The organism is Phytohabitans flavus, assembly GCF_011764545.1.
Classification (GTDB): domain Bacteria; phylum Actinomycetota; class Actinomycetes; order Mycobacteriales; family Micromonosporaceae; genus Phytohabitans; species Phytohabitans flavus.
In genome coordinates, this window is sequence record NZ_AP022870.1 from 2,666,084 (window position 1) to 2,685,895 (window position 19,812).

Here is a 19,812-nt window from a genome sequence, read left to right on the forward strand (position 1 = left end):
ACATGGGATCCTGCGCCGGCAGGATATTCATAGTGTGGATCCGGCAGGAGGGACACCGACACGATGAGCGAGCACGACCACAGGAACCACGCCATTGTCGCCGACCGTACCGCCGGCTGACGAGTCATGGGACCAGGTCCGCTCAGCGCCCGGGTGGCAGCGCTCTGTGACGACGTCGGCCCGCGGGTGGGTCCGGCGGCCCAGACGCAGGTACTCGGCGTGCGCAGACGGCTTGACGAGCCCCTCCGGGTGGCCATCGCCGGACGTCTAAAAGCCGGAAAGTCGACACTTGTGAACGCCCTCATCGGCCGGCGTGTCGCGCCGACCGAGGTGGGAGAATGCACGCGAATCGTGACGCAGTTCCGGTACGGGACCGCGGACCGGGTCGACGTGATCCGGCGCGACGGCTCCCGCTCCAGCCTGCCGCTCGACGAGTCCGGCATGATTCCGCAGCGGCTCGGTGTGCCCCGCCACGACATCTCGTACGTGGACGTGACCCTCACCAGCGACCACCTGCGTGAGCTGACCGTCGTCGACACCCCGGGCCTCTCCTCCACCAACACGTCGGTGAGCGCGGGGGCACGTCGCTTCCTGTTCAACGAGGCACCCATCGACGACGACATCGACGACGACTCGGTCGGCGCGATCTCCGGCGCCGAGGCCATCATCTACGTGTTCACGCAGTCGGTCCGCGACGACGACCTCCAGGCGCTGGAGGCGTTCCGGTCCATCTCGGCCCGGCTGGCCAGCAACCCGATCAACTCGCTCGGCCTGTTCAACAAGGTGGACAAGCTCGTCGGCGGCGTCGCCGACCCGTGGCCGGTCGCCGGGCCGCTCGCCGCCGACCAGACCAAGGTGCTGCGCCGGGTCGTCTCCGACGTCGTACCCGTGGTCGGGCTGCTCGCCGAGACCACCGAGGCCGGCCGGCTCACCGCCGCCGACTGCGAGGCGCTGCGCGTGCTGGCCCAGCTGCCGGAGACCGAGCGGCTGGTACTCATGGCCTCGGTCGACCTGTTCACCTCCCGCGAGTGCAAGGTGCCCCGCGAGCAGCGGGAGCGGCTGCTGCGGCTGCTCGACCTGTACGGCATCGGGTTCGCCATGGCCCAGCTCGCCGCCCGCCCCCAGCTGGCCAGCGGCGACCTGGTCCGGATGCTGTTCCAGGCGTCCGGCTTCCCGCGGCTGCGGCACACCCTCGACCAGGCGTTCCGGTGGCGCACCGACGCCATCAAGGCCGGGTGGGCACTGTCCAGCCTGGAGAAGGTCGCCAGCCACACCGAGCGCCCCAACGACCGCGAGCTGCTGCGCGACGCGATCGAACGGGTGCTCCAGCAGCCCGACTACCACCGCCTGCGGCTGCTCGAGGTCGCCCAGCTGGTCTCCACCGGGTCGGTCGAGCTGCCTGAGACGATGGAGCAGGAGCTGACCCGCCTCGCGCTCTCCAACGATCCACAGTGGATCCTCAACCTGCCGACCGCCGGCACCGAGCAGCTGGTCAAGGCCGCTCTCGACGCGGCCACCCGGTGGCGGGTGTACGCGGTCGCCGGGGCCAGCCCGTCCCAGTCGCGGGTCGCCCTCGTCGCGCACCGCGGCTTCTACCTGCTCAGCCAGAAGGTCCGGGGTACGGCATGAGCTCACCGAGTCCGAATCCGAGTCCCAAGCCCGAGGCGCTCCAGAAGCTGCTCACCGGCGCGGTCGACACCTCGTTGGCGTTCCTGCGCAAGACCGACCCGGACGCGGCCGCCGACCTCGACGCGGTCCGCCGCCGCGACGTCGCCCGCCCCGCCATCGTGGTCGTCGGCGAGACCAAGCGCGGCAAGAGCTCGCTGGTCAACGCCCTCATCGGGGTACCCGGACTGTCCCCGGTGGACGCGGCCGTGGCCACCGCCGCGTACCTGGAGTTCACCCACGGCGCCCAGCACGGCGCGCGGGCCTGGCTGCCCGGCCGCGAGGACCCGGTCCCGTTCGACCAGGCCGACCTGCGCGACTGGGCGACACCGTTCGGGCGGCTGCCCGAGGGTGGCCGGCCGCCGCGGCGGGTCGAGGTGACCCACTCGGCGCCGCTGCTCCAGTACCTGTCCCTCGTGGACACCCCCGGCACCGGTGGCCTCGACCCCGCCCACGTGGAGGTGGCGCTGGACGCGGTGGAGAAGGCGACCGCGCTGCTGTTCGTGGTCGACGCGGCCGCCCCGTTCGCCAAGCCGGAGCTGGAGTTCCTCATCGAGGCCAGCAAGCGGGTCAACTTCGTGGTGTTCGCGCTGACCAAGACCGACGCGTACCCCGGCTGGCGCACCATCTGGGAGGACGACCGCGCCCAGCTTCAGGCGCACGCCCCGCGGTTCGGCTCCGCACCCTGGTACCCGGTCTCCGCCCGCCTCGCCGAGCTGGCCATGACGCTGCCCCGCGAGACCGCGCCGGAGCTCATCAAGGAGTCCCGGATCGCCGAGCTTCAGCACGCGCTCATCGAGCTGGCCGGCAAGGGCCACCTGCTGTCCCAGGCCAACGTGCTGCGCGCGGTACGCAGCGAGTACATCCGCCTCGACCTCCAGGTCGGCGACAAGATAAAGGCGACCGACCCGGACCCGCAGGACATGGCCAAGGCCAAGGCCGACCGGACCGCGCTGGCCGCCCGCAAGCGCACCGAGTCGCGGCAGTGGAGCCTCGCCCTCAACACCGAGACGCAGCGGGCCCGGGTGGAGGCCACCGGACGGCTGCGCAACTACGTGACCTCGCTCCAGGAGGAGTACCTCAACAAGATCGAGAAGGCGAAGGGCGACGACATCAAGCAGCTGCCGCAGGAGGTCGACCGCGCGCTGCACGCCCTGTCCGTACGCCTCTCGCACGACCTGGAGTTCCGCTTCCGCAAGGTCGCCGAACGCACCCTCACCCAGGTGTTCGGGCCGCACGAGCTCCAGTTCGTGCTCCGCCGCCTCAACGCCACCCTCCGCCACGCCCTGGCCACCAAGCCCCGCCGCGAGGGCGGCGGCGGCGACAACGTGATGATCGCGATGTCCGCGGGTGGCATGGCCTTCATGGCCGGCCGCGGCGCGATCGCGGGCGCCTCCGCGCTGGGCGCCGGCGCCATCATCGGCGGCGGGCTGCTCATCCCGGTCGCCGGCCTCGGCCTGGGCCTGGCCGCGGGCGCGTTCATCCTGTACCGGCGGCGCGTGCAGAACGACCGCCAGCAGGCCCGCATCTGGCTCCGCGAGGTGCTCGGCGAGGCCCGCGCCGCCCTCTCCGACGAGATCATGCACCGGTTCACCGACTTGCAGTACGCGCTGACACTGGCACTCGATGACGCGATCGAGCGGCGCCTCCAGCAGCTCGACGCGCACATCGCCGAGATCGACAAGGCGCTGGCCGAAGACAAGGCCAGCCGCGCCCGCCGCAAGGCGGCACTGCAAACCGAACGCGACGGGCTCCGCGCCCGGGTCAAGCAGGTCGACGAGGTACTGGCGAGGGCGCGATCCCTCGCCCCGGCACGGCCCACGGAGGAGTAGCACCATGAGCGAGCGGAGCGAGCGAATCATTGGGCAGAGTGCGGCGGGAGCCTCATGCCCGCCCGCAGCGAAGCGAGGACGGGCATGAGCGACCATGGCTGGGGCGGCGAGTGGCCGGACGACCTCGACCCCGACAGCGGCGGCGACCTGGGCCCGGACGCCCCGGACCTCGGCTCGGACCTGAGCTCGGGCTTCGGTCCGGACTTCGGGGAGGCCGAGACCGCGGACCTGAGCCACCTGGACCCGCTGTCCGACGGCCCGGACGACCCGTCCGGCGACTTCCCGGACCTGCCCGACTCCACATCGGACGCGCCGCTGGACCCGGCCGGGGACTCCACGATGGACATGTCGGGCTTCGACGCCGCCGACGGCTCCCTGGACGCGGGCGACGGTTCCTTGGACGCGAGCGACGGTTCCTTGGACGCCGCTGACGGCGACGCGGGCGGCGACCTGACGCCGGACGGGGCGGCCGAGCTGACGACCGTCGGCGCCGACCCGGACCTCGACGGGCACACCGACACGTTCGCCGAGCAGGCGTTCCCGGAGCCGCTGGACCTGGACGCCCCAGAGCCGGTCGACGGCTTCCCGTGGACCGACCCGACGACGCTGGGCGCCGCCCCGTTGCCCGACCCCGAGGCCGGCTTCCAGGGCGCTCCGGAGGCGAACGAGCTGGCCGCCTACGCCGGCGAGGACGTCCCGGCCGGCGCGGACCCGTGGACGGCGCTGTCCGCCTCCGAGGACCCCGCGACAAGCTCCCTGGCCCGCTGGTGGTCCCCCGACGCCTGAGGCCAGGCCAGCGGGCTGGATCCGACCTTCGGGCAGCTATTCCCCGATCGGAATGACCAGCCCACCCTCGTCGAGGCCGGCGTACAGGCCGGTCTGGCGGGTCAGCACGCCACAGTTGTGGTCGATGGCCGCCAGGACCGCTGATGCCGCGTCGATCCGTCCGACGATGTCGTAGGTGGCCGCGAGGGCCAGCCAGTCAGCGGGCTGGTCGGCCAGCAGCGCCGTAGCGCGGTGGTTGACGAGCAGATCGAGCCGGTCGGTGTCGGCGACCGCATGGTGCGCCTCGACCAAGCAGACCACGGGCAGCGCGGCCACGGCGCCTTCGTCGGCGACCTCGGCCAGCAGCTCACCGACGTGGATCGACTGGCGGGTGAATTCGATGATCGCGGACGCGTCGAGGACGACCCGGGTCGGCCGGCCGTCGTGCTCGTCGCTCACGCGGCCGGAGGCAGGCCGAGCCGCTCACGCAGGGCGGCCAACCGCTCCGGGGTCCGCTTCGCGTCGGCGGCGGCCAGCTTGGCCCGCGCGCGGGCCTTTCCTTCCTCGGTGACCGTAATTCCGGCAGCCGCCAGCATGGCGGCGATGTCCTCGCGGACATCCGGGCCGGGCTGCTGGGTCATACGTCGAGCATACGACAACATAAGTCGAGGGTATGGCAAAGACCCGTCCGCACGGTCACCCTGTGCAAGCGGCATCGCGGCGTCTGCACGATATCGGCCATATCCATGCCCGGGGTCAGGTGGCCAGGGCGACCAGGACGGCGATCGCGATCAGGACCATCGCGCCCAGCGCCACCGTCCACACCAGAGCGGGCTCCTCGTACCAGGCGCGGCGCGGGCTGACCACCGGCGGGCGGGGCGGGGCGACGGGCGCGGGCCGCGGCGGTACGTGCTGCTGGGGTGGGCGTGCCACCGTGCGGGGTGGGGAGACCGGTGTGGCGCTCACCGGTGGCGCCGACGGGCGGGCGATCACCGGGGGGCGGGGCGGCGCTACCGGCGGCCGGGAGACCGGGGCCACCGGCGGTCGGGCGACAGGTGGCGGGCCGGCGGGCATGACAGGCGGGCGGGCCGGCGGTGGGGCCGGCACCCGCGGTGGCGGGGCGACCGGGCGCGGCACCCCGGAGTGGACCGGGCCGGCCGCGCTCGCCGGGCCGCCGAAGAACAGGGCGCCCTCGGCCACCACCGTCTCCGGCTGCTCCAGGGTCGTCGGGGCGACGCCCAGCTCGGTGTGCAGCAGGTGCGCGGCCAGCGGGATCCGGCTGGAGCCGCCGACCAGGAAGATGCCGACCAGGTCGTGCGGGGCCAGGCGGGCGGCGGTGATGGTCTGGGCGAGGCAGTGGACGGTCTGCATCATGTACGGGCGGATCAGCCCGTCGAACTCGTCCCGCGTGATGTGCGCGGAGATGTCCAGCGCGGGCAGGTGCACGTCGGCGCTGGTGGTGCGGGACAGCATCTCCTTCGCGCCGCGTACGTCGTCGTAGAGCAGTGTCCGCTGCCGCCGCTGGCCCGGGTCGGCGGGGCTGACCAGGCTGTTCCACAGCGTGGTACGGGTCTCCGAGTAGCCGCGTCCCAGATGCTCGACGAGCGCCTGGTCGAAGTCGAGGCCGCCCAGGTCGGACAGGCCCGCCTCGGCCAGCACCTCGAACCCGGCCGGCGTACGCCGCACCACCGTCGCGTCGAAGGTGCCGCCGCCCAGGTCGTAGATGGCCAGCGCGCGGCCCACCGGCATCGCGCTGCCCAGCACGGCCGTGTAGTACGAGGCGGCCGCGACCGGCTCCACGACCAGGCGGGGGGTGGGCAGGCCGGCGGCGCGGACCGACTCGACGAGCACGGCGCGGCGGCGTTCACCCCAGCGTGCCGGGTGGGTGGCCCGCACCTCCTCGACCGCGCCGCCGAGGTGGCGGGCGGCCTCGCCGGCGATGCGGCCGAGCACGGCGGCGATCACCCGCGGTACCGGCAGCTCCTGCTCGGCGAGCAGCACCACGCCGTCGTCGATGCGGCGCTTGGGGTTGGGCTCGAAGCGGGCCGGGTCGAGCCGCGCGGTGCGCTCGGCGTCGCGGCCCACCAGCAGCTTGCCGTCCGGGTTGAGGTAGACGGCGGACGGCAGCAGCGGCGAACCGTCGAACAGCAACGGCCGCGCCCGCCCGTCCGCGCCCCGGACCATGGCGACCGTGTTCGACGTGCCGAAGTCGATGCCGAGCACCCGCATGGCCGTCACCCTACCGTCGCCATCTCGGTGCATACTGCACGCCGTGAGTCGGCCCGGCGCGGGCGGGCCAAAGCGGGGCGAGCAACCAGGAGACGCAGTGACCTACCTCGACCGTCCGGTCCCGCTGGCCTTCGCGCACCGAGGGGGCGCCGCGGAGGGTGACGAGAACACCGCGGAGGCGTTCGCGCGCGCCGTCGAGCTCGGTTACCGGTACGTGGAGACCGATGTGCACGCCACCACCGACGGTGTGGTGGTGGTCTTCCACGACGAGACGCTGGACCGGGTCGCTGGGCGGCCGGGGCGGATCGACCAGCTGGCCTGGGCGGACCTTTCGACCGTGCGGGTGGGCGGCGCGGCGGCGGTACCGCGGCTGGACGAGATCCTGGCGGCGTGGCCGCAGGTCCGGTTCAACATCGACGTGAAGGCGGACAGCGGCGTCGAGGCCACGGTCGACACGGTGAGCCGCGCGGGCGCCGGTGACCGGGTGTTGCTGGCCTCGTTCAGCGACTCGCGGCTGGCCCGGCTGCGTACCCTCGCCGGCCCTAAGGTGGCCACGTCGCTGGGGATGCGCGGGGTGGCCAGGCTGCGGGTGGCGTCGCTGACCGGGCAGCGGCTGGTGCTGCCGACGTCGGTGGTGGCCGCGCAGGTGCCGGTGCGGTACGGGCGGCTGCCGGTGGTCGACCGGCGGTTCGTGCGGTACGTGCACAAGCTGGGACTCCAGGTGCACGTGTGGACGATCGACGAACCCGCCGAGATGCACGACTTACTTGATCTTGGTGTTGATGGCATCATGACGGATCGCGTCGACGTGCTACGCGACGTCTATGTCAGCCGCGGCGTCTGGCACGGCGAAGGGACCGAGTGACAACCACCGACACCACCAGCGTCAGCAGCGCCCCCAGCGCCAACCGCCGCGAGCGCACCGGCTGGTACTTCTACGACTGGGCCAACTCCGCCTTCCAGACCACGGTCATCGCGGTCTTCCTCGGCCCCTTCCTCACCGCGGTCGCCGAGCAGGCGGCCGGCTGCCAGCTCGGCGCGGACAAGTGCGACGCCGACGTGTACCCGTTCGGCATCACGGTCGCGGCCGGCTCCTACTACCCGTACGTGGTGTCGCTGTCGGTACTGCTCACCGTCTTCGTGCTCCCCGTGATGGGCGCGGTCGCCGACCGCTCGGCGCACAAGAAGCGGCTGCTGGCCGGCGCGGCGTTCATCGGCGCCGCCGCCACCTGCGGGTTCGCGTTCGTGACCGGCGAACGGTACCTGCTCGGCGGCCTGCTCTTCCTGATCGCGAACATCTCGTTCGGCGCCAGCATCGTCGTCTACCACTCGTACCTGCCGCAGCTGTCCGGCCCCGACGAGCGCGACAACATCTCCAGCCGCGGGTGGGCGCTGGGCTACCTGGGCGGGTTCATCCTGCTCGCGCTCAACCTCGTCGCCGTGCAGCTGTTCAGCATCGAGGGCGACGACCAGCGCACCCTCGACATCGCCCGGTGGTCGATCGTGTCCGCCGGCGTGTGGTGGGCGCTGTTCACGCTCGTGCCCCTGCGGTGGATGCGCGAGTACCCGGCGCTGCACGTCAGCACCGGCGCCAACGTGGTCACCGACGGCTTCCGCCAGCTCGCCCGCACCGTGCGCGGCATGCGCGCGTACCCGCTCACGCTCTTCTTCCTGCTCGCCTTCCTGGTCTACAACGACGGCATCCAGACGGTGATCAACCTGGCCAGCCAGTTCGGCAGCGAGGAGCTGGGGCTGGAGACCGGCACGCTCATCATCACGATCCTGGTGGTGCAGCTGACCGCGTTCTTCGGCGCGCTCGGGCTCGGCCGCCTCGCCGGACGGATCGGCGCCCGCAAGACGATCCTGCTCAGCCTCGTGCTGTGGACCGCGGTCGTGGTCGCCGCGTACTGGCTGCCCGGCGAGGCCCCGATGCCGTTCATCGCCCTCGGCGCCGCGATCGGCATCGTGCTCGGCGGCAGCCAGGCGCTGAGCCGGTCGCTGTTCAGCCAGCTCATCCCGAAGGGCAAGGAAGGCGAGTACTACGGCTTCTACGAGATCAGCGACAAGGGCACCAGTTGGCTCGGCCCGCTCGCGTTCGGCCTGGTGTTCCAGCTGACCGACAGCTACCGGGTCGGCATCGTGGCGCTCGTCGCGTTCTTCGTGGTCGGCTTCGTGCTGCTCATGCTCGTACCGCTGCGCCGCGCGATCCTCGCCGCCGGCAACCAGCCGCCGCACGTGCTATAGGTTCGGCATGGACCGTTTCGTACAGGCCGTGCCGGCCCCCGCCGACCCGTACGCCAGCGACCCCTTCCTGCGCTCCTGGTTGGACCGTGTGCTCGGCCCCGCCGGGCACGCCGCCGCCAAAGACCGCCTCACGGCGCTCGCGGCCGACGTCGTGGGCAGCCTCCGCGCGGCGCACAGCGACGCCGAGACACACCCGCCAAAGCTCATCCGGTACGACGCGTGGGGCGCGAGGGTCGATCGGATCGAGACCAGCGCCGGTTGGCAGGAGCAGCGCGCGGCCGCCGCCCGCCACGCCGTCGTCGCCCTGCCGTACCTGCCCGACGCCCGGGGCACCTGGGGCGCGGCCGCGCGGGTGGTGCAGCACGCGCTCCTGCACCTGTACGGTCCCGAGTCCGCCACCTTCTCCTGCCCGGTCGCGATGGCCGACGGCGCCGCCGCGCTGCTGTGCCACCCCGAGGTCGACCCCGCCGTACGCGACGCGTGGCTGCCCCGCCTCGTCGCCACCGACCCGTCCGTCACGGTTACCAGCGGGCAGTGGATGACCGAGTCACAGGGCGGCTCCGACCTGTCCCGCTCGTCCACAGTGGCCTCCCTTATGGATGGTGGAGGGTGGACACTGACCGGCGAGAAGTGGTTCTGCTCCGCCGCCGACTCCGCAATGGCCGTGGCACTGGCCCGCCCTGACGGCGCCGGCCCGGGCAGCCGGGTGCTGGCCCCGTTCCTGATCCCCCGCTACGACAGCGACGGCTTCTCGCCCGCGCCCGGCGTGCGCGTACACCGGCTCAAGGACAAGCTCGGCACCCGCGCGCTGCCCACCGCCGAGATCGGCCTGGACGGCGCGGCGGCCCTGCCGCTCGGTGACCCGACCAGCCCCGGCGGCCTCACCCGCGCGATGACGCTGGTCGTGGTCACCCGCCTGCACAACGCCGCGGCAGCCGCCGGTGGCATGCGCCGCGGCCTGGCGTACGCGCTCGCGTTCGCCGCCCAGCGCACCGTCGCCGGCGGCCCGCTGGCCGGCTCACCCCTGCACCGCGCCACGCTCGGCACGCTCGCCGTCGACGCGGCCGGGGCGTTCGCGCTGGCCGCGCACGCGTTCGCGCTGCTGGGCCGGGTCGAGGTCGGCGCCGACCCGGCCGCGGCCGCCGAGCTGCGCATCGTCGCCCCGCTCGCCAAGCTCACCACCGGCAAGCTGGCGGTCGCGTCGGCCAGCGAGTACGTGGAAAGCTTCGGCGGCGCCGGTTACGTCGAGGACACCGGCGTACCCCGCCTGCTCCGCGACGCCCAGGTCCTCCCGATCTGGGAAGGCACCACCAACGTGCTCGCCCTGGACGCCCTCCGCGCGGTGGTCCGGGAGGACGCGGCCGGCCCGCTGCTGGCCCGCCTGGACGCCGCCCAGGACACGGCCCGAGGCATCGCACCGGCCCTGGCCGACCAGCTCGCCGCCGCCACCGCCGCGCTCCGCGCCGACCTGAGCGAGGTCACGACCGACCCGACCGCCGCCGCCGTGGTGGCCGGCGCGCGCGGGCTGGCGCTGCGGATGGGGTACGCGCTGACCGCGGCCCTGCTTGTCGAACACGCCGCAACCGGCGACGAGCAGGCCGAGGTCGCCGCCCGCCTGTGGGCGCGGCGCTGGCTGCGGCACGACGAGATCGCGGTCGACGCCCACCACAACCTGGACGTCCTCACCTAGCCGCTGGTGCCTTTTCCGGCGGCGGCCAGGGCGGCCGGGAGCGAGTCGTAGCGGATCACGGCGGTCAGGCGGCCGGCTCGGGTGCGGAAGAGCGTGGCGATCTCGTGGGTCGCGTCGTCGCCGGGCCACGTCGCCCGCTGGGCGACCACCAGCACGTCGGGGTCGGCGGTCGGGTGGGCGGCCGTCGGGGTCAGCCGGATGCCGGAGGTGGCCACCCAGTCGCGCAGCAGGTCCACGCCCTGGGCGGAGCCGCGCGGGCCGCCCACCTGTACGTCGTCGGTGGCCAGGGTGGCGGCGCGGTCGGGGTCGGCGGTGTTGACGGCCTCGTGGAACGCGGCGATCACCTCAGGTATTGTGTGCATATTGCACAGGATATCTCGGCCGGGGCGGCGCTCTTCCGGCTCGTTCGCTTCTGGGGCCGGCGGTGGGCAGCCCAGGCCGCCGGCCAGCCGCACGTCGCGCACGTCCAGGTGCTCGAGGCCCTGGACGCCGCCGCCGTGCCCACCATCCCGGCCGTCGGCGAGCAGCTCGGCGTGGACCGGTCCGTCGGCAGCCGCATGGTCTCCGAGGCGGTCGCGGCCGGTTATGTCGAGCGGCGGCCGGACCCGCTCGACGCCCGGCGTGCGGTGCTCGCGGCCACGGACGCCGGCCGGGAGCTGCTGGAGCAGGCGCGGGCGTGGCAGCAGCGGGTGTTCCTGGAGCTGACCGCCGGCTGGAGTGACGCGGACCGGGAGCGGTTCGGCGGCTACCTGCGCCGACTGGACCAGCAAAAGCCGATCACCTAGCGGTACGGCGGGCGCGGGCGGCCCAGATCGCGTACGCCGGATCGCGGTCCAGGTTGTGCCGGTCCCGGTCGTAGCGGCGGGTGGTGCGTGGGTCGGCGTGACCCATCGCGTCCTGCACGTCCTCCAGCGGTACCCCCTCGGCCCGCGCGGTCGTCGCGAACGCGTGCCGCAGCGAGTGCGGGGACAGCTTCGCCCACGCCGGGATTCCGGCCTCCCGGGCCAGCCGCCGTACCAGCCGGAACACCGCGTGCCGGTCCAGGCGGGCGCCGCTCGCGGTCAGGAACACCGCACCCTCGGGCGGGCCGGGGCGGACCGTGAGGTAGGCGTCGAGCGCGGCGGACGTACCCGGGGCAAGGGCCCTGCGACGCGGACGGCCGCCCTTGCCGACGAACCGCACGCTGCGATGCCCCCGCTCGTACCCGATGTCTTCCAGGTCGAGGCTGATCAGCTCGCCGACCCGCAGCCCCAGGTCGGCCAGGAGTGCGACGACGGCCCGGTTGCGGGCCGCGTGCGGCCCGGTGTCGGCGTCCGCGGCCGCGAGCAGCGCGTCCACCTCCTCCGGGGTGAGGCCGACGGTGCTGGAGTGGTCGCGGGCGACCTTGGGGCGGTCGGCGGCGGCGACCGGGTTGGCCTCGACGGCGCGGAGCTTGGTGAGGAAGTCGTACCAGCTGGACAGCGCGGACAGCTTGCGCGCCACGGTGGCCGCGGTGAGCGGGCGGCCGCTGCGCGGGTCGACGGTCGCCTCCAGGTCGCGGCCGTAGGCGTTCACGTCCAGGAACGACGCGCGCAGCGGCTCCAGGTCGCGGCCGGCGCACCAGGCGAGCCAGCCGGCGATGTCCCGGCGGTACGCGGCGCGGGTGTGCTCGGACAGCCGCCGGTTGCGCAGCCACGCCTCGGTGAAATCCGCCCCGCCGGCGGCGGTGACCGGTAGTCCGGAGGGCAGCACGGCCGGGTACATGCCGCGATCATCCCAGTGGCGAAGCGCCCACCGGGTACCTGACACGCGCTGTCAGGGAACCTCCGCTAGTTTCGTGGACGTGCGCGCGAGCCGGCTGCTGTCCCTGCTGCTGCTCCTACAGACGCGGGGCGGATGACCGCGCAGGAGCTGTCCGACGAGCTCGAGGTGTCGGTGCGCACGATCTACCGGGACGTGGAGTCGCTCAGCGGCGCCGGCGTCCCGGTGTACGCGGACCGTGGCCCGGCCGGCGGCTACCAGCTGCTCGACGGCTACCGCACCCGGCTCACCGGCCTGACCGTCGACGAGGCGGAGACACTGTTCCTGTCCGGGGTGCCCGGCCCGGTCGCCGAGCTCGGCCTCGGCGCGGTCCTCACCGCCGCCGAGCTGAAGCTGCGTGCCTCGCTCCCGCCCGAGCTGGGCGCGCGGGCCGGGCGGATCCGCGAGCGGTTCCACCTGGACGCGCCCGGGTGGTTCCGCCGCGACGAGCAGACCCCGCACCTGGCCGCGCTGGCCGGCGCGGTCTGGGACGAGCGCCTGGTCCAGGCCCGCTACCTGCGGTGGAAGGCGCCCCGAGAGGTCACCCGCACGCTCGCGCCGCTCGGGGTGGTGCTCAAGGCCGGCCGCTGGTACCTGGTCGCCGCGCGTGCCGACGACCTGGACCAGCCGATCACGTACCGGGTCAGCAACGTGCTCGGCGTCGACGTGCTGGACGAGACGTTCACCCGGCCGGCCGGCTTCGACCTCGGCGAGTTCTGGCAGGCCTGGGCCAAGCGGTACGAGGAGAGCGTCTACGTCGACGAGGCCGTGGTCCGGATGACCACCGGCGCGCTGGGCCTGATGCCGCACATCTTCCCGCCCGCCATGAGCCGAGGCGCCCTGCTCAACGCCGGCCCGCCCGACGAGGACGGCTGGCTGCACACCACCGTGCCGATCGAGTCGGTCCGGCACGGCCTGATCGAGCTGCTCAAGCTCGGCGCCGACGTCGAGGTGCTCGGCCCGCCCGAGCTACGCGCCCGGTTCGCCGAAACCGTCCGCGGCATGAGCCGCGTCTACCTGGAAGGGACCACGCAGGAGCCATGACGATCCCGAGCGACATGAAGGCGCACAACCGCAGGGTCATCGAGGAGTTCCGGGCGTCCGGCGGCAGCGCGCACGGCCGGTCGATGCTGCTGCTGACCACCACCGGCGCCCGTACCGGCCGCGAGCACACGGCGCCGATGATGTTCATCCCGCACGGCGCGGACCTGCTCGTGGTGGCGTCCAACGCGGGCGCGCCGAACCACCCCGACTGGTACCGCAACCTCGTCGCGCACCCGGAGGTGGTGGTCGAGGTCAACGGCGAGAAGTACGAGGCCACGGCCGTGGTGCCGGGCGACGGCGAGCGGGACCAGATCTTCGCGGGCGTCGTCGAGCGGTACCCGTTCTTCGCCGACCACCAGGCCAAGGTCACCCGCACCATCCCGGTCGTGGTGCTGGCCCGGAAACCGTAGCCCCGTATATGCGACTCGGGTTATGTTTGGTGCGTGCTGTCCACGTTTGACGTGCTCGCCGAGCCGACCCGGCGCCGTATCCTCGACCTGCTGCTGGAGCGGCCCCGCCCGGTCGGCGAGCTTGTCGACCTGCTCGGCCTGACCCAGCCGGGCACCTCCAAGCACCTGCGGGTGCTCCGCGAGGCCGGCCTCGTGCGGGTGCGGCAGGACGCCCAGCGCCGCTGGTACGAGCTGCGCCCCGAGCCGCTCGCCGAGATCGACAACTGGATCGCCCCGTACCGGCGGCTGTGGACCGACAGCCTCGACCGCCTGGAGCGACACCTCGACAGCTAGCCCCGGTCGGCGGCGTAGGCGGCGTCTAGGCGATCGAGGGGTCCCGGGCCGTGGTGCGGCTTCGGCGGGGCGTCGAGGTGGCGTACCCGAAGCTCGTCCATGAGCTCCTCGACGAACGCCGGACCTTCCTCGCGCATGAGCTGCTGCCCGCTGCGGAGCTCGTCGCTGCCGGGGCGCCAGTCGAGGCCCCAGTTGCCGAGCGCGTAGATGATCGGAAGAGTCTGGATACCGGCTTCCGTGAGGCTGTAGCGAGCGCGCTGCCCCCGCCCCGCGGTGCCGCGGACGAGGATCCCCGCCTCGACGAGCCGCACGAGGCGGTCGGCGAGGATGTTCGACGCGATGCCCTCGGTCGACCCGGTGAGCAGCGCCCGGAAGTAGCGGCGGTCGCGGAAGATGACGTCGCGCAGCACGAGCAACGACCAGCGATCTCCGAGCACCTCGACGGCGGCGTTGATCGGACACCCGGACCGTGGTTCCACGACTTCCTCCTTGACAGGTATCTCGCCCTCAATATAGTAGTTGCGGAACGCAACCACTTTGAGGAAGTGGAGATAGATGGGCCGCTTCGTATATTTCATGAACGTGTCCCTCGACCTGCGGATCGAGCAGGTTCCGGGGACAACGGCGCGGGTGAGTGGCTGCGCATCAGCGAGGAGCTGCACCGCGAGTTCAACGCCCTGGCGCGGGATCTCGCGGTGATGGTCCAGGGCCGGGTCATCTACGAAGTGATGGAGGAGTCCCAGCCGCGGGCGCGCGACGACGCGTCGCTGCCGGACATCCTGCGTGAATACGGCGAGATCTGGACCTCCAAGCCCAAGGTGCTCGTCTCCCGCACCCGCCGCAGCGCCGACCACAACACCCGGATCATCGGCGGCGACGACGCGATCGAGCAGCTCGCCGCCCTCCGCGCCCAGACCGAGGGCACCATCAGTGTGGGCGGCGCGGCGCTCGCCACGCAGTTGCTCCGCGCGGGACTGCTCGACGAGCTGCTGCTCTGCACCCATCCGGCGATCCTCGGCTTCGGCAGGCCGCTGTTCGACGACTACGACGTGCCGATCGAGCTCGAACTGCTCGAGCAGCGAACCTTCGAGCGGGGCGTCACGCTGCACCGCTACGCCATCCAGGATGTAAGGGAGGCAAGCTCATGCTGAGGCAGGTCGCCGAGGGTGTGCTGATCCACCAGAGTGAGTTACTCCAGAACAACACCGTTGTCGTGCAGGGCCGGGCCGGCGTGTTGCTCGTCGACCCGGGATAACAGGCGGCGAGCTGGCCGCCCTCGCGGGCGACCTTCGTCAGCTGGGCCAACCCGTCGTGGCCGGCTTCGCGACGCATCCTGACTGGGATCACGTGCTCTGGCACGCCGAGCTCGGCGAAGCGCCCCGTTACGGCACAGCCCGCTGCGCGGCCTCTATCGCGGAGGTGCTGTCGGACGCGGACTGGAAGGCCCGCGTCGCCGAGGGGCTACCCCCGGAAATCGCCGAGGAGGTACCGCTGGACCTGTTCGGCCTCATCACCGGCCTGCCCGCCGACACCGCGCGGATACCGTGGGACGGCCCGGAAGTCCGGATCATCGAGCATCGGGCGCATGCCGTGGGCCACGCGGCGCTGTTCATCGAGGAACGCGGGGTGCTCGTCGCCGGCGACATGCTCTCGGATGTCTTGGTCCCGATGCTCGACCTGGACGGCGCCGCTGACCCGATCGAGGACTACCTCGCCGCGCTGCGGCTGTTCGAGGCCGTGGCGGACGGCGTCGAGGTCGTCATCCCCGGCCACGGGTCCACGGGCGGAGCTGACGAGCTACGCGCACGGATCGACCAGGATCGGGCGTACGTGCAGGCCCTGCGGGACAATCAGCAGGTGGTCAGCGACCCGCGGCTCGGCCCATCGGCCAAGCCCGGCTGGGAGTGGGTAGGCGACGTGCACGACTGGCAGGCCCAGCGCCTCGCCGGTCGCTCTTTGGAAAGCCATCCATAGACGGTCTATCCCGCGTCAACCGGGACCTTCTCCCTCCCAACCGTACTTACCAAAAGGTGAGTACCAGACTATTTAGTCGGTACTGGTCAACTTCTACCAGCAGCGGAGAGGATCGCCTAGACCACGATCACTCATCGGTTCAGGCCCGGTGGGCCGCACATGAGGGAGCCGGAAAAGCATGACGACGAGCCACGACGTCCAGGTGAGCGTTCTCGGGCTGGGTGCGATGGGCAGCGCCCTGGCGACCGCCCTGGTGAAGGCGGGACACGCGACAACGGTCTGGAACCGCTCGCCGGGCAGGACGAGCGACCTCGTCGCCCAGGGCGCGACCGCCGCCGGCACGGCAGGCGACGCAGTCCGGGCCAGCCGGCTGGTCATCGCCTGCCTGCTGGACCACGCATCGGTCCACGAGGTGCTCGACCCATTGTCCGGCGAGCTGGGCGGCCGGACCTTGGTCAACGTGACCACCACGACACCGGCCCAGGCGCGGGAGCTGGCCGCCTGGGCCGCCGATGCCGGCGTCACGTACCTGGACGGCGGCATCATGGCCATCCCGCCGATGATCGGCCAACCCGGGTCGTCAGTGCTCTACAGCGGGTCGGCCACCGCTTTCGACCAGTACAAGCCGCTGCTCGACCTGTGGGGAGCCAGCACCTACTTCGGTGCGGACCCCGGGCTGGCGTCGCTGTACGACCTGGCCCTGCTCGCCGGCATGTACGTCATGTTCGCCGGGTTCATGCACGGCGCCGCCATGCTCGCGCCCGAGGGTGTGTCGGCGGGCGAGTTCGCCGCGATGGCCGCACCGTGGCTGACCGCGATGACCGGCGCCTTCGGAGAGTTCGCCACGGTCATCGACGGCGGCGACTACACCGTCGACGGGCAGCAGAGCCTGGACTTCTCCGACCTCGGCGACATCGTGGCCGCCAGCGCCGACCAGGGCATCGACACCGGCGCCGTCGCCATGGTCCAGCAGCTCATCCGGCGCCAGATCGACGCGGGCCACGGACAGGAAGGCTTCGCCCGAATCATCGAGAGCATCAAGCAACCCAGCTAGGACACCTTGGCGAAGAACGCCGTGATGTCCGCCGCGTGTGCCTCCGGCTCCTCCATCGCCACGAAGTGGCCGCCCGGGTTGCCTTCCGGCCAGTGCACGATCGTGTTGTGCCGCTCGGCGAGGCGGCGGAAGAGGGCCGGGCCGCCGGAGTACACGCCGCTGGGCACCGCCTTCTGCCCGACCGGCCAGGTCGTCCGCTCCGTGTCGTACAGCGGCCACGACGAGGTGCCGAAGGTGCCGGTGAACCAGTACACGCTGGCGTTGGTGAGGAACAGGTCGCGGTCGACCACGTCGCCGAAGTCGCGGAACTTCTGCGCCAGCCAGGCCAGTGCGGCGGCCGGCGAGTCCTGCCACCCGTACGCGAACGTCTGCGGCGCCGCCCGCAGCAGCGCGTGATGGTCGACGCCGGCGCCGGCCCACTGCATCATCTCCTCGAACTCGGCGCGTTCGGCCGCGCTCATCTGCGCCACGTCCGACTCGCTCGGGAAGCCCAGCCCGCCGTCGATGTGCACGCCGACCACATGCTCGGGGTCGACGACCGCGACCTCCGGCGCCACGTACGCGCCCAGGTCGCCGCCCTGCGTGCCGTACCTGTCGTAGCCGAGCCGGGCCATCAGCTCCGCCCACATCCGGGCCACCCGGCCGACGCTGAAGCCGGCCTCCACCGGCGCCTGCGACCAGCCGAAGCCGGGCACCGACGGCACCACGACGTGGAACGCGCCGGTCAGCAGCGGGATGAGCCGCACGAACTCGACGAACGTGGCGGGCCACCCGTGGGTGAGCAGCAGCGGCAGCGCGTCCGGCCGGGCCGAGCGGGCGTGCAGGAAGTGCACGTCGAGGCCGTCGATCGACGTGGTGAACTGCGGAAACGCGTTCAGCTCGGCCTCCCGCGCCCGCCAGTCGAAGCCGCCGCGCCAGTAGTCGGCCAGCTCGCGCAGGTGCTCGACCGGCACGCCCCGGCTCCAGTCGTCGCCGGGCAGCTGGACCGGCCAGCGGGTACGGGCCAGGCGGTCGCGCAGGTCGTCGAGGTCGCGGTCGGGGACGTCGATCCGGAAAGGTGTCATGCGGTCCACGCTAGGAAGCAAGTAGGTCAGGATCTGTCACAGTTGACGGCGTGACTCGGCTGTTCAGTCTGCTGTCCCTGCTCCAGGCGCCCCGCGAGTGGCCGGGTACCGAGCTGGCCCGCCGCCTCGGCGTCAGCCTGCGCACCGTGCGGCGCGACGTGGAGCGGCTGCGCGACCTCGGGTACCCGGTGGAGGCCACGATGGGGGCAGCCGGCGGCTACCGGCTCCGCGCCGGGGCCGCGATGCCGCCGCTGCTGCTGGAGGACGACGAGGCGGTGGCGATCACGGTCGGCCTGCGCACCGCGGCCGGCCACGCGGTCGAGGGCATCGAGGAGGCGGCGGTACGCGCGCTCGCCAAGCTCGAACAGGTCCTGCCGAAGCGGCTGCGCCACCAGGTCTCCGCCCTCGGCGCGGCCACCCAGCCGATGCTGACCTGGGACCGGCCGACCGTCGACCCGGAGCTGCTCACGCTGCTGGCCGCCGCGGTCACCAACCGGGAGCGGGTCCGCTTCGGGTACCGCGGCCAGGACGGCGCGCGGACCGAGCGGCGGGTCGAGCCGCACCGCCTGGTCTCCGCCGGCCGCCGCTGGTACCTGGTGGGCTGGGACACCGACCGCGACGACTGGCGGATGTTCCGGGTGGACCGGATCGCGGACCCGGCCGTGATCGGCTACCGGGCGGCGGCCCGGGAGCTGCCCGACGGCGACGCGGCCGCGTTCGTGACCCGCCGGCTCTCCGAACGGGCACCGGTGTACCGGGCGGTGGCGACGCTGCACGCCCCGATCGAGCGGGTGGCCGGCCGGGTCGGCGACTCCCCCGGCGACCTCGTCGCGGTCGACGAGCGGACCTGCCGGCTCAACAGCCACAGCGACACGCTCGACTTCCTGGCCTGGCGGCTGATGACCCTGGGCTGCGACGTCGAGGTGCACGAGCCGCCCGAGCTGATCGCCCACCTCCGCGCGCTCGGCGCCAGGGCGACCCGGGCCGCGGGCGCACAGGTGTGGCGAACGTAAACCACTGAATATGGTTAAACATCAAGATTGAACCGGCACACTTTGGAGACGTGACCCGACTTGCCGCGGGAGTGTGTACGGGATGGACGACGACATCGACAGCGAGTGGCCGGCGTCGCCGGCCTCGGCGCTTCAGCTTCTAATCGACGGTAACAAGCGCTTCGTGGCCGGCGAGCGGCTGCACCCCCACCAGGACGCCGACCGGCGGGCCGCGCTCGCCCCGGAGCAGCGGCCGTTCGCGGTGCTGTTCGGGTGCAGCGACTCACGGCTCGCCGCCGAGATCATCTTCGACCAGGGGCTGGGTGACCTCTTCGTCGTCCGCACGGCCGGCCACGTGGTCGGGGCCGAGGTGCTGGGCAGCATCGAGTACGCGGTGGCGGCCCTCAACACCCCGCTCATCGCCGTGCTCGGGCACGACTCGTGCGGCGCGATCGCGGCGGCGTTCGACGCGGTACGGCACGGGACGACGCCGGAAGGGTTCGTCCGGGACGTGGTCGAGCGGGTGATGCTGAGCGTGCTCGCCGTCCAGAGCAACGCCCTGGCCGACGCGGACGCGGCCGTCGAGGAGCACATCCGGTACACGGTCGACCTGCTGCTGCGCCGCTCCAAGGTGATCGGCGACCGGCTCGCCGACGGCCGCCTGGGCGTGGTCGGCCTGTCATACGGCCTGGCCGAGGGCAACGTGCGCCGGATCGCCGGCAACGGCGTCTGAGCTC

Annotated in this window: 22 protein-coding genes; 15 read left to right on the top strand and 7 right to left on the bottom strand. The window is 72.6% G+C overall.

What is annotated here, in order from left to right:
• The first annotated feature begins 126 nt into the window (after nucleotides 1–126).
• The 3 genes from Pflav_RS11585 to Pflav_RS11595 all read left to right on the top strand — a co-directional run bounded on the left by Pflav_RS11585 (nucleotide 127) and on the right by Pflav_RS11595 (nucleotide 4,283).
• Nucleotides 127–1,629, top strand: a complete 1,503-nt coding sequence (locus Pflav_RS11585) for a dynamin family protein (protein ID WP_173036116.1) — start codon at nucleotides 127–129, stop codon at nucleotides 1,627–1,629.
• Entirely contained in the window at nucleotides 1,626–3,497 is a 1,872-nt protein-coding gene (locus Pflav_RS11590; protein WP_173036118.1) for a dynamin family protein, read from the top strand. The genes Pflav_RS11585 and Pflav_RS11590 overlap by 4 nt, the downstream gene beginning before the upstream one ends.
• Before the next feature lie 84 nt (nucleotides 3,498–3,581).
• Nucleotides 3,582–4,283 (top strand): hypothetical protein, encoded by a 702-nt coding sequence (locus tag Pflav_RS11595; RefSeq protein WP_173036120.1) that lies wholly within the window; start codon nucleotides 3,582–3,584, stop codon nucleotides 4,281–4,283.
• Between the two features lie 36 nt (nucleotides 4,284–4,319).
• Here Pflav_RS11595 and Pflav_RS11600 read toward each other — a convergent pair whose 3' ends face one another.
• The 3 genes from Pflav_RS11600 to Pflav_RS11610 all read right to left on the bottom strand — a co-directional run bounded on the left by Pflav_RS11600 (nucleotide 4,320) and on the right by Pflav_RS11610 (nucleotide 6,491).
• Nucleotides 4,320–4,721: a hypothetical protein gene (locus tag Pflav_RS11600; protein ID WP_173036122.1), complete on the bottom strand. Its 402-nt coding sequence runs from the start codon at nucleotides 4,719–4,721 to the stop codon at nucleotides 4,320–4,322.
• Entirely contained in the window at nucleotides 4,718–4,903 is a 186-nt protein-coding gene (locus tag Pflav_RS11605; protein WP_173032625.1) for a hypothetical protein, read from the bottom strand. Before Pflav_RS11605 ends, Pflav_RS11600 begins: the two co-directional genes overlap by 4 nt.
• 115 nt (nucleotides 4,904–5,018) lie before the next feature.
• Nucleotides 5,019–6,491: an Hsp70 family protein gene (locus tag Pflav_RS11610; protein WP_173036124.1), complete on the bottom strand. Its 1,473-nt coding sequence runs from the start codon at nucleotides 6,489–6,491 to the stop codon at nucleotides 5,019–5,021.
• A gap of 97 nt (nucleotides 6,492–6,588) precedes the next feature.
• Here Pflav_RS11610 and Pflav_RS11615 point away from each other — a divergent pair, with 97 nt between their 5' ends.
• From Pflav_RS11615 to Pflav_RS11625, 3 genes are read left to right on the top strand one after another with little or no spacing between them, the layout of a single operon-like run.
• The gene (locus tag Pflav_RS11615; protein ID WP_232071260.1) at nucleotides 6,589–7,356 is read left to right on the top strand and encodes a glycerophosphodiester phosphodiesterase; all 768 of its coding nucleotides are present in this window, start codon (nucleotides 6,589–6,591) and stop codon (nucleotides 7,354–7,356) included.
• A complete protein-coding gene (locus tag Pflav_RS11620) occupies nucleotides 7,353–8,735 on the top strand; it encodes an MFS transporter (protein WP_173036126.1) in 1,383 nt (460 codons plus the stop codon). Before Pflav_RS11615 ends, Pflav_RS11620 begins: the two co-directional genes overlap by 4 nt.
• 7 nt (nucleotides 8,736–8,742) lie before the next feature.
• Entirely contained in the window at nucleotides 8,743–10,425 is a 1,683-nt protein-coding gene (locus Pflav_RS11625) for an acyl-CoA dehydrogenase family protein (protein WP_173036128.1), read from the top strand.
• Here the strand turns inward: Pflav_RS11625 and Pflav_RS11630 are convergent.
• Nucleotides 10,422–10,787 (bottom strand): nuclear transport factor 2 family protein, encoded by a 366-nt coding sequence (locus Pflav_RS11630; protein ID WP_173036130.1) that lies wholly within the window; start codon nucleotides 10,785–10,787, stop codon nucleotides 10,422–10,424. The two genes, Pflav_RS11625 and Pflav_RS11630, sit on opposite strands and share 4 nt — an antisense overlap.
• Between Pflav_RS11630 and Pflav_RS11635 the strand changes: the two genes are divergently transcribed.
• Nucleotides 10,782–11,210: a MarR family winged helix-turn-helix transcriptional regulator gene (locus tag Pflav_RS11635; protein ID WP_197938347.1), complete on the top strand. Its 429-nt coding sequence runs from the start codon at nucleotides 10,782–10,784 to the stop codon at nucleotides 11,208–11,210. The genes Pflav_RS11630 and Pflav_RS11635 overlap by 6 nt on opposite strands.
• Here the strand turns inward: Pflav_RS11635 and Pflav_RS11640 are convergent.
• Nucleotides 11,203–12,168 carry a tyrosine-type recombinase/integrase gene (locus Pflav_RS11640; RefSeq protein WP_173036133.1) on the bottom strand — a complete coding sequence of 322 codons (966 nt, stop codon included), beginning with the start codon at nucleotides 12,166–12,168 and terminating at the stop codon, nucleotides 11,203–11,205. The genes Pflav_RS11635 and Pflav_RS11640 overlap by 8 nt on opposite strands.
• A 132-nt stretch (nucleotides 12,169–12,300) precedes the next feature.
• Here Pflav_RS11640 and Pflav_RS11645 point away from each other — a divergent pair, with 132 nt between their 5' ends.
• Genes Pflav_RS11645 through Pflav_RS11655 form a run of 3 tightly spaced genes read left to right on the top strand, consistent with a single transcriptional unit; the run spans nucleotide 12,301 to nucleotide 13,991 of the window.
• A complete protein-coding gene (locus Pflav_RS11645; protein WP_332107748.1) occupies nucleotides 12,301–13,248 on the top strand; it encodes a helix-turn-helix transcriptional regulator in 948 nt (315 codons plus the stop codon).
• Complete coding sequence (locus Pflav_RS11650) at nucleotides 13,245–13,658, top strand: nitroreductase family deazaflavin-dependent oxidoreductase (RefSeq protein ID WP_173036135.1); 414 nt, start codon at nucleotides 13,245–13,247, stop codon at nucleotides 13,656–13,658. The genes Pflav_RS11645 and Pflav_RS11650 overlap by 4 nt, the downstream gene beginning before the upstream one ends.
• 33 nt (nucleotides 13,659–13,691) lie before the next feature.
• Nucleotides 13,692–13,991 carry an ArsR/SmtB family transcription factor gene (locus tag Pflav_RS11655; protein WP_173036137.1) on the top strand — a complete coding sequence of 100 codons (300 nt, stop codon included), beginning with the start codon at nucleotides 13,692–13,694 and terminating at the stop codon, nucleotides 13,989–13,991.
• Here Pflav_RS11655 and Pflav_RS11660 read toward each other — a convergent pair.
• Nucleotides 13,988–14,470: a winged helix-turn-helix transcriptional regulator gene (locus tag Pflav_RS11660; protein WP_232071262.1), complete on the bottom strand. Its 483-nt coding sequence runs from the start codon at nucleotides 14,468–14,470 to the stop codon at nucleotides 13,988–13,990. The genes Pflav_RS11655 and Pflav_RS11660 overlap by 4 nt on opposite strands.
• A 66-nt stretch (nucleotides 14,471–14,536) precedes the next feature.
• Here Pflav_RS11660 and Pflav_RS11665 point away from each other — a divergent pair, with 66 nt between their 5' ends.
• The 3 genes from Pflav_RS11665 (at nucleotide 14,537) to Pflav_RS11675 (ending at nucleotide 17,019) form a co-directional block, all read left to right on the top strand.
• Entirely contained in the window at nucleotides 14,537–15,142 is a 606-nt protein-coding gene (locus Pflav_RS11665) for a dihydrofolate reductase family protein (protein ID WP_197938349.1), read from the top strand.
• Between the two features lie 160 nt (nucleotides 15,143–15,302).
• A complete protein-coding gene (locus Pflav_RS11670; RefSeq protein WP_232071264.1) occupies nucleotides 15,303–15,965 on the top strand; it encodes an MBL fold metallo-hydrolase in 663 nt (220 codons plus the stop codon).
• 178 nt (nucleotides 15,966–16,143) lie between these two features.
• Nucleotides 16,144–17,019, top strand: coding sequence for an NAD(P)-dependent oxidoreductase (locus Pflav_RS11675; protein ID WP_173036141.1), 876 nt, complete (start codon nucleotides 16,144–16,146; stop codon nucleotides 17,017–17,019).
• Here Pflav_RS11675 and Pflav_RS11680 read toward each other — a convergent pair.
• Nucleotides 17,016–18,083 carry an epoxide hydrolase family protein gene (locus Pflav_RS11680; RefSeq protein ID WP_173036143.1) on the bottom strand — a complete coding sequence of 356 codons (1,068 nt, stop codon included), beginning with the start codon at nucleotides 18,081–18,083 and terminating at the stop codon, nucleotides 17,016–17,018. The two genes, Pflav_RS11675 and Pflav_RS11680, sit on opposite strands and share 4 nt — an antisense overlap.
• A 50-nt stretch (nucleotides 18,084–18,133) precedes the next feature.
• On the opposite strand from Pflav_RS11680, the gene Pflav_RS11685 reads away from it, so the two are divergent.
• Together Pflav_RS11685 and Pflav_RS11690 are read left to right on the top strand one after the other, a co-directional pair.
• Nucleotides 18,134–19,096, top strand: a complete 963-nt coding sequence (locus Pflav_RS11685) for a helix-turn-helix transcriptional regulator (RefSeq protein ID WP_173036145.1) — start codon at nucleotides 18,134–18,136, stop codon at nucleotides 19,094–19,096.
• Between the two features lie 82 nt (nucleotides 19,097–19,178).
• Nucleotides 19,179–19,808, top strand: coding sequence for a carbonic anhydrase (locus Pflav_RS11690; protein WP_173036147.1), 630 nt, complete (start codon nucleotides 19,179–19,181; stop codon nucleotides 19,806–19,808).
• Nucleotides 19,809–19,812: the final 4 nt, after the last annotated feature.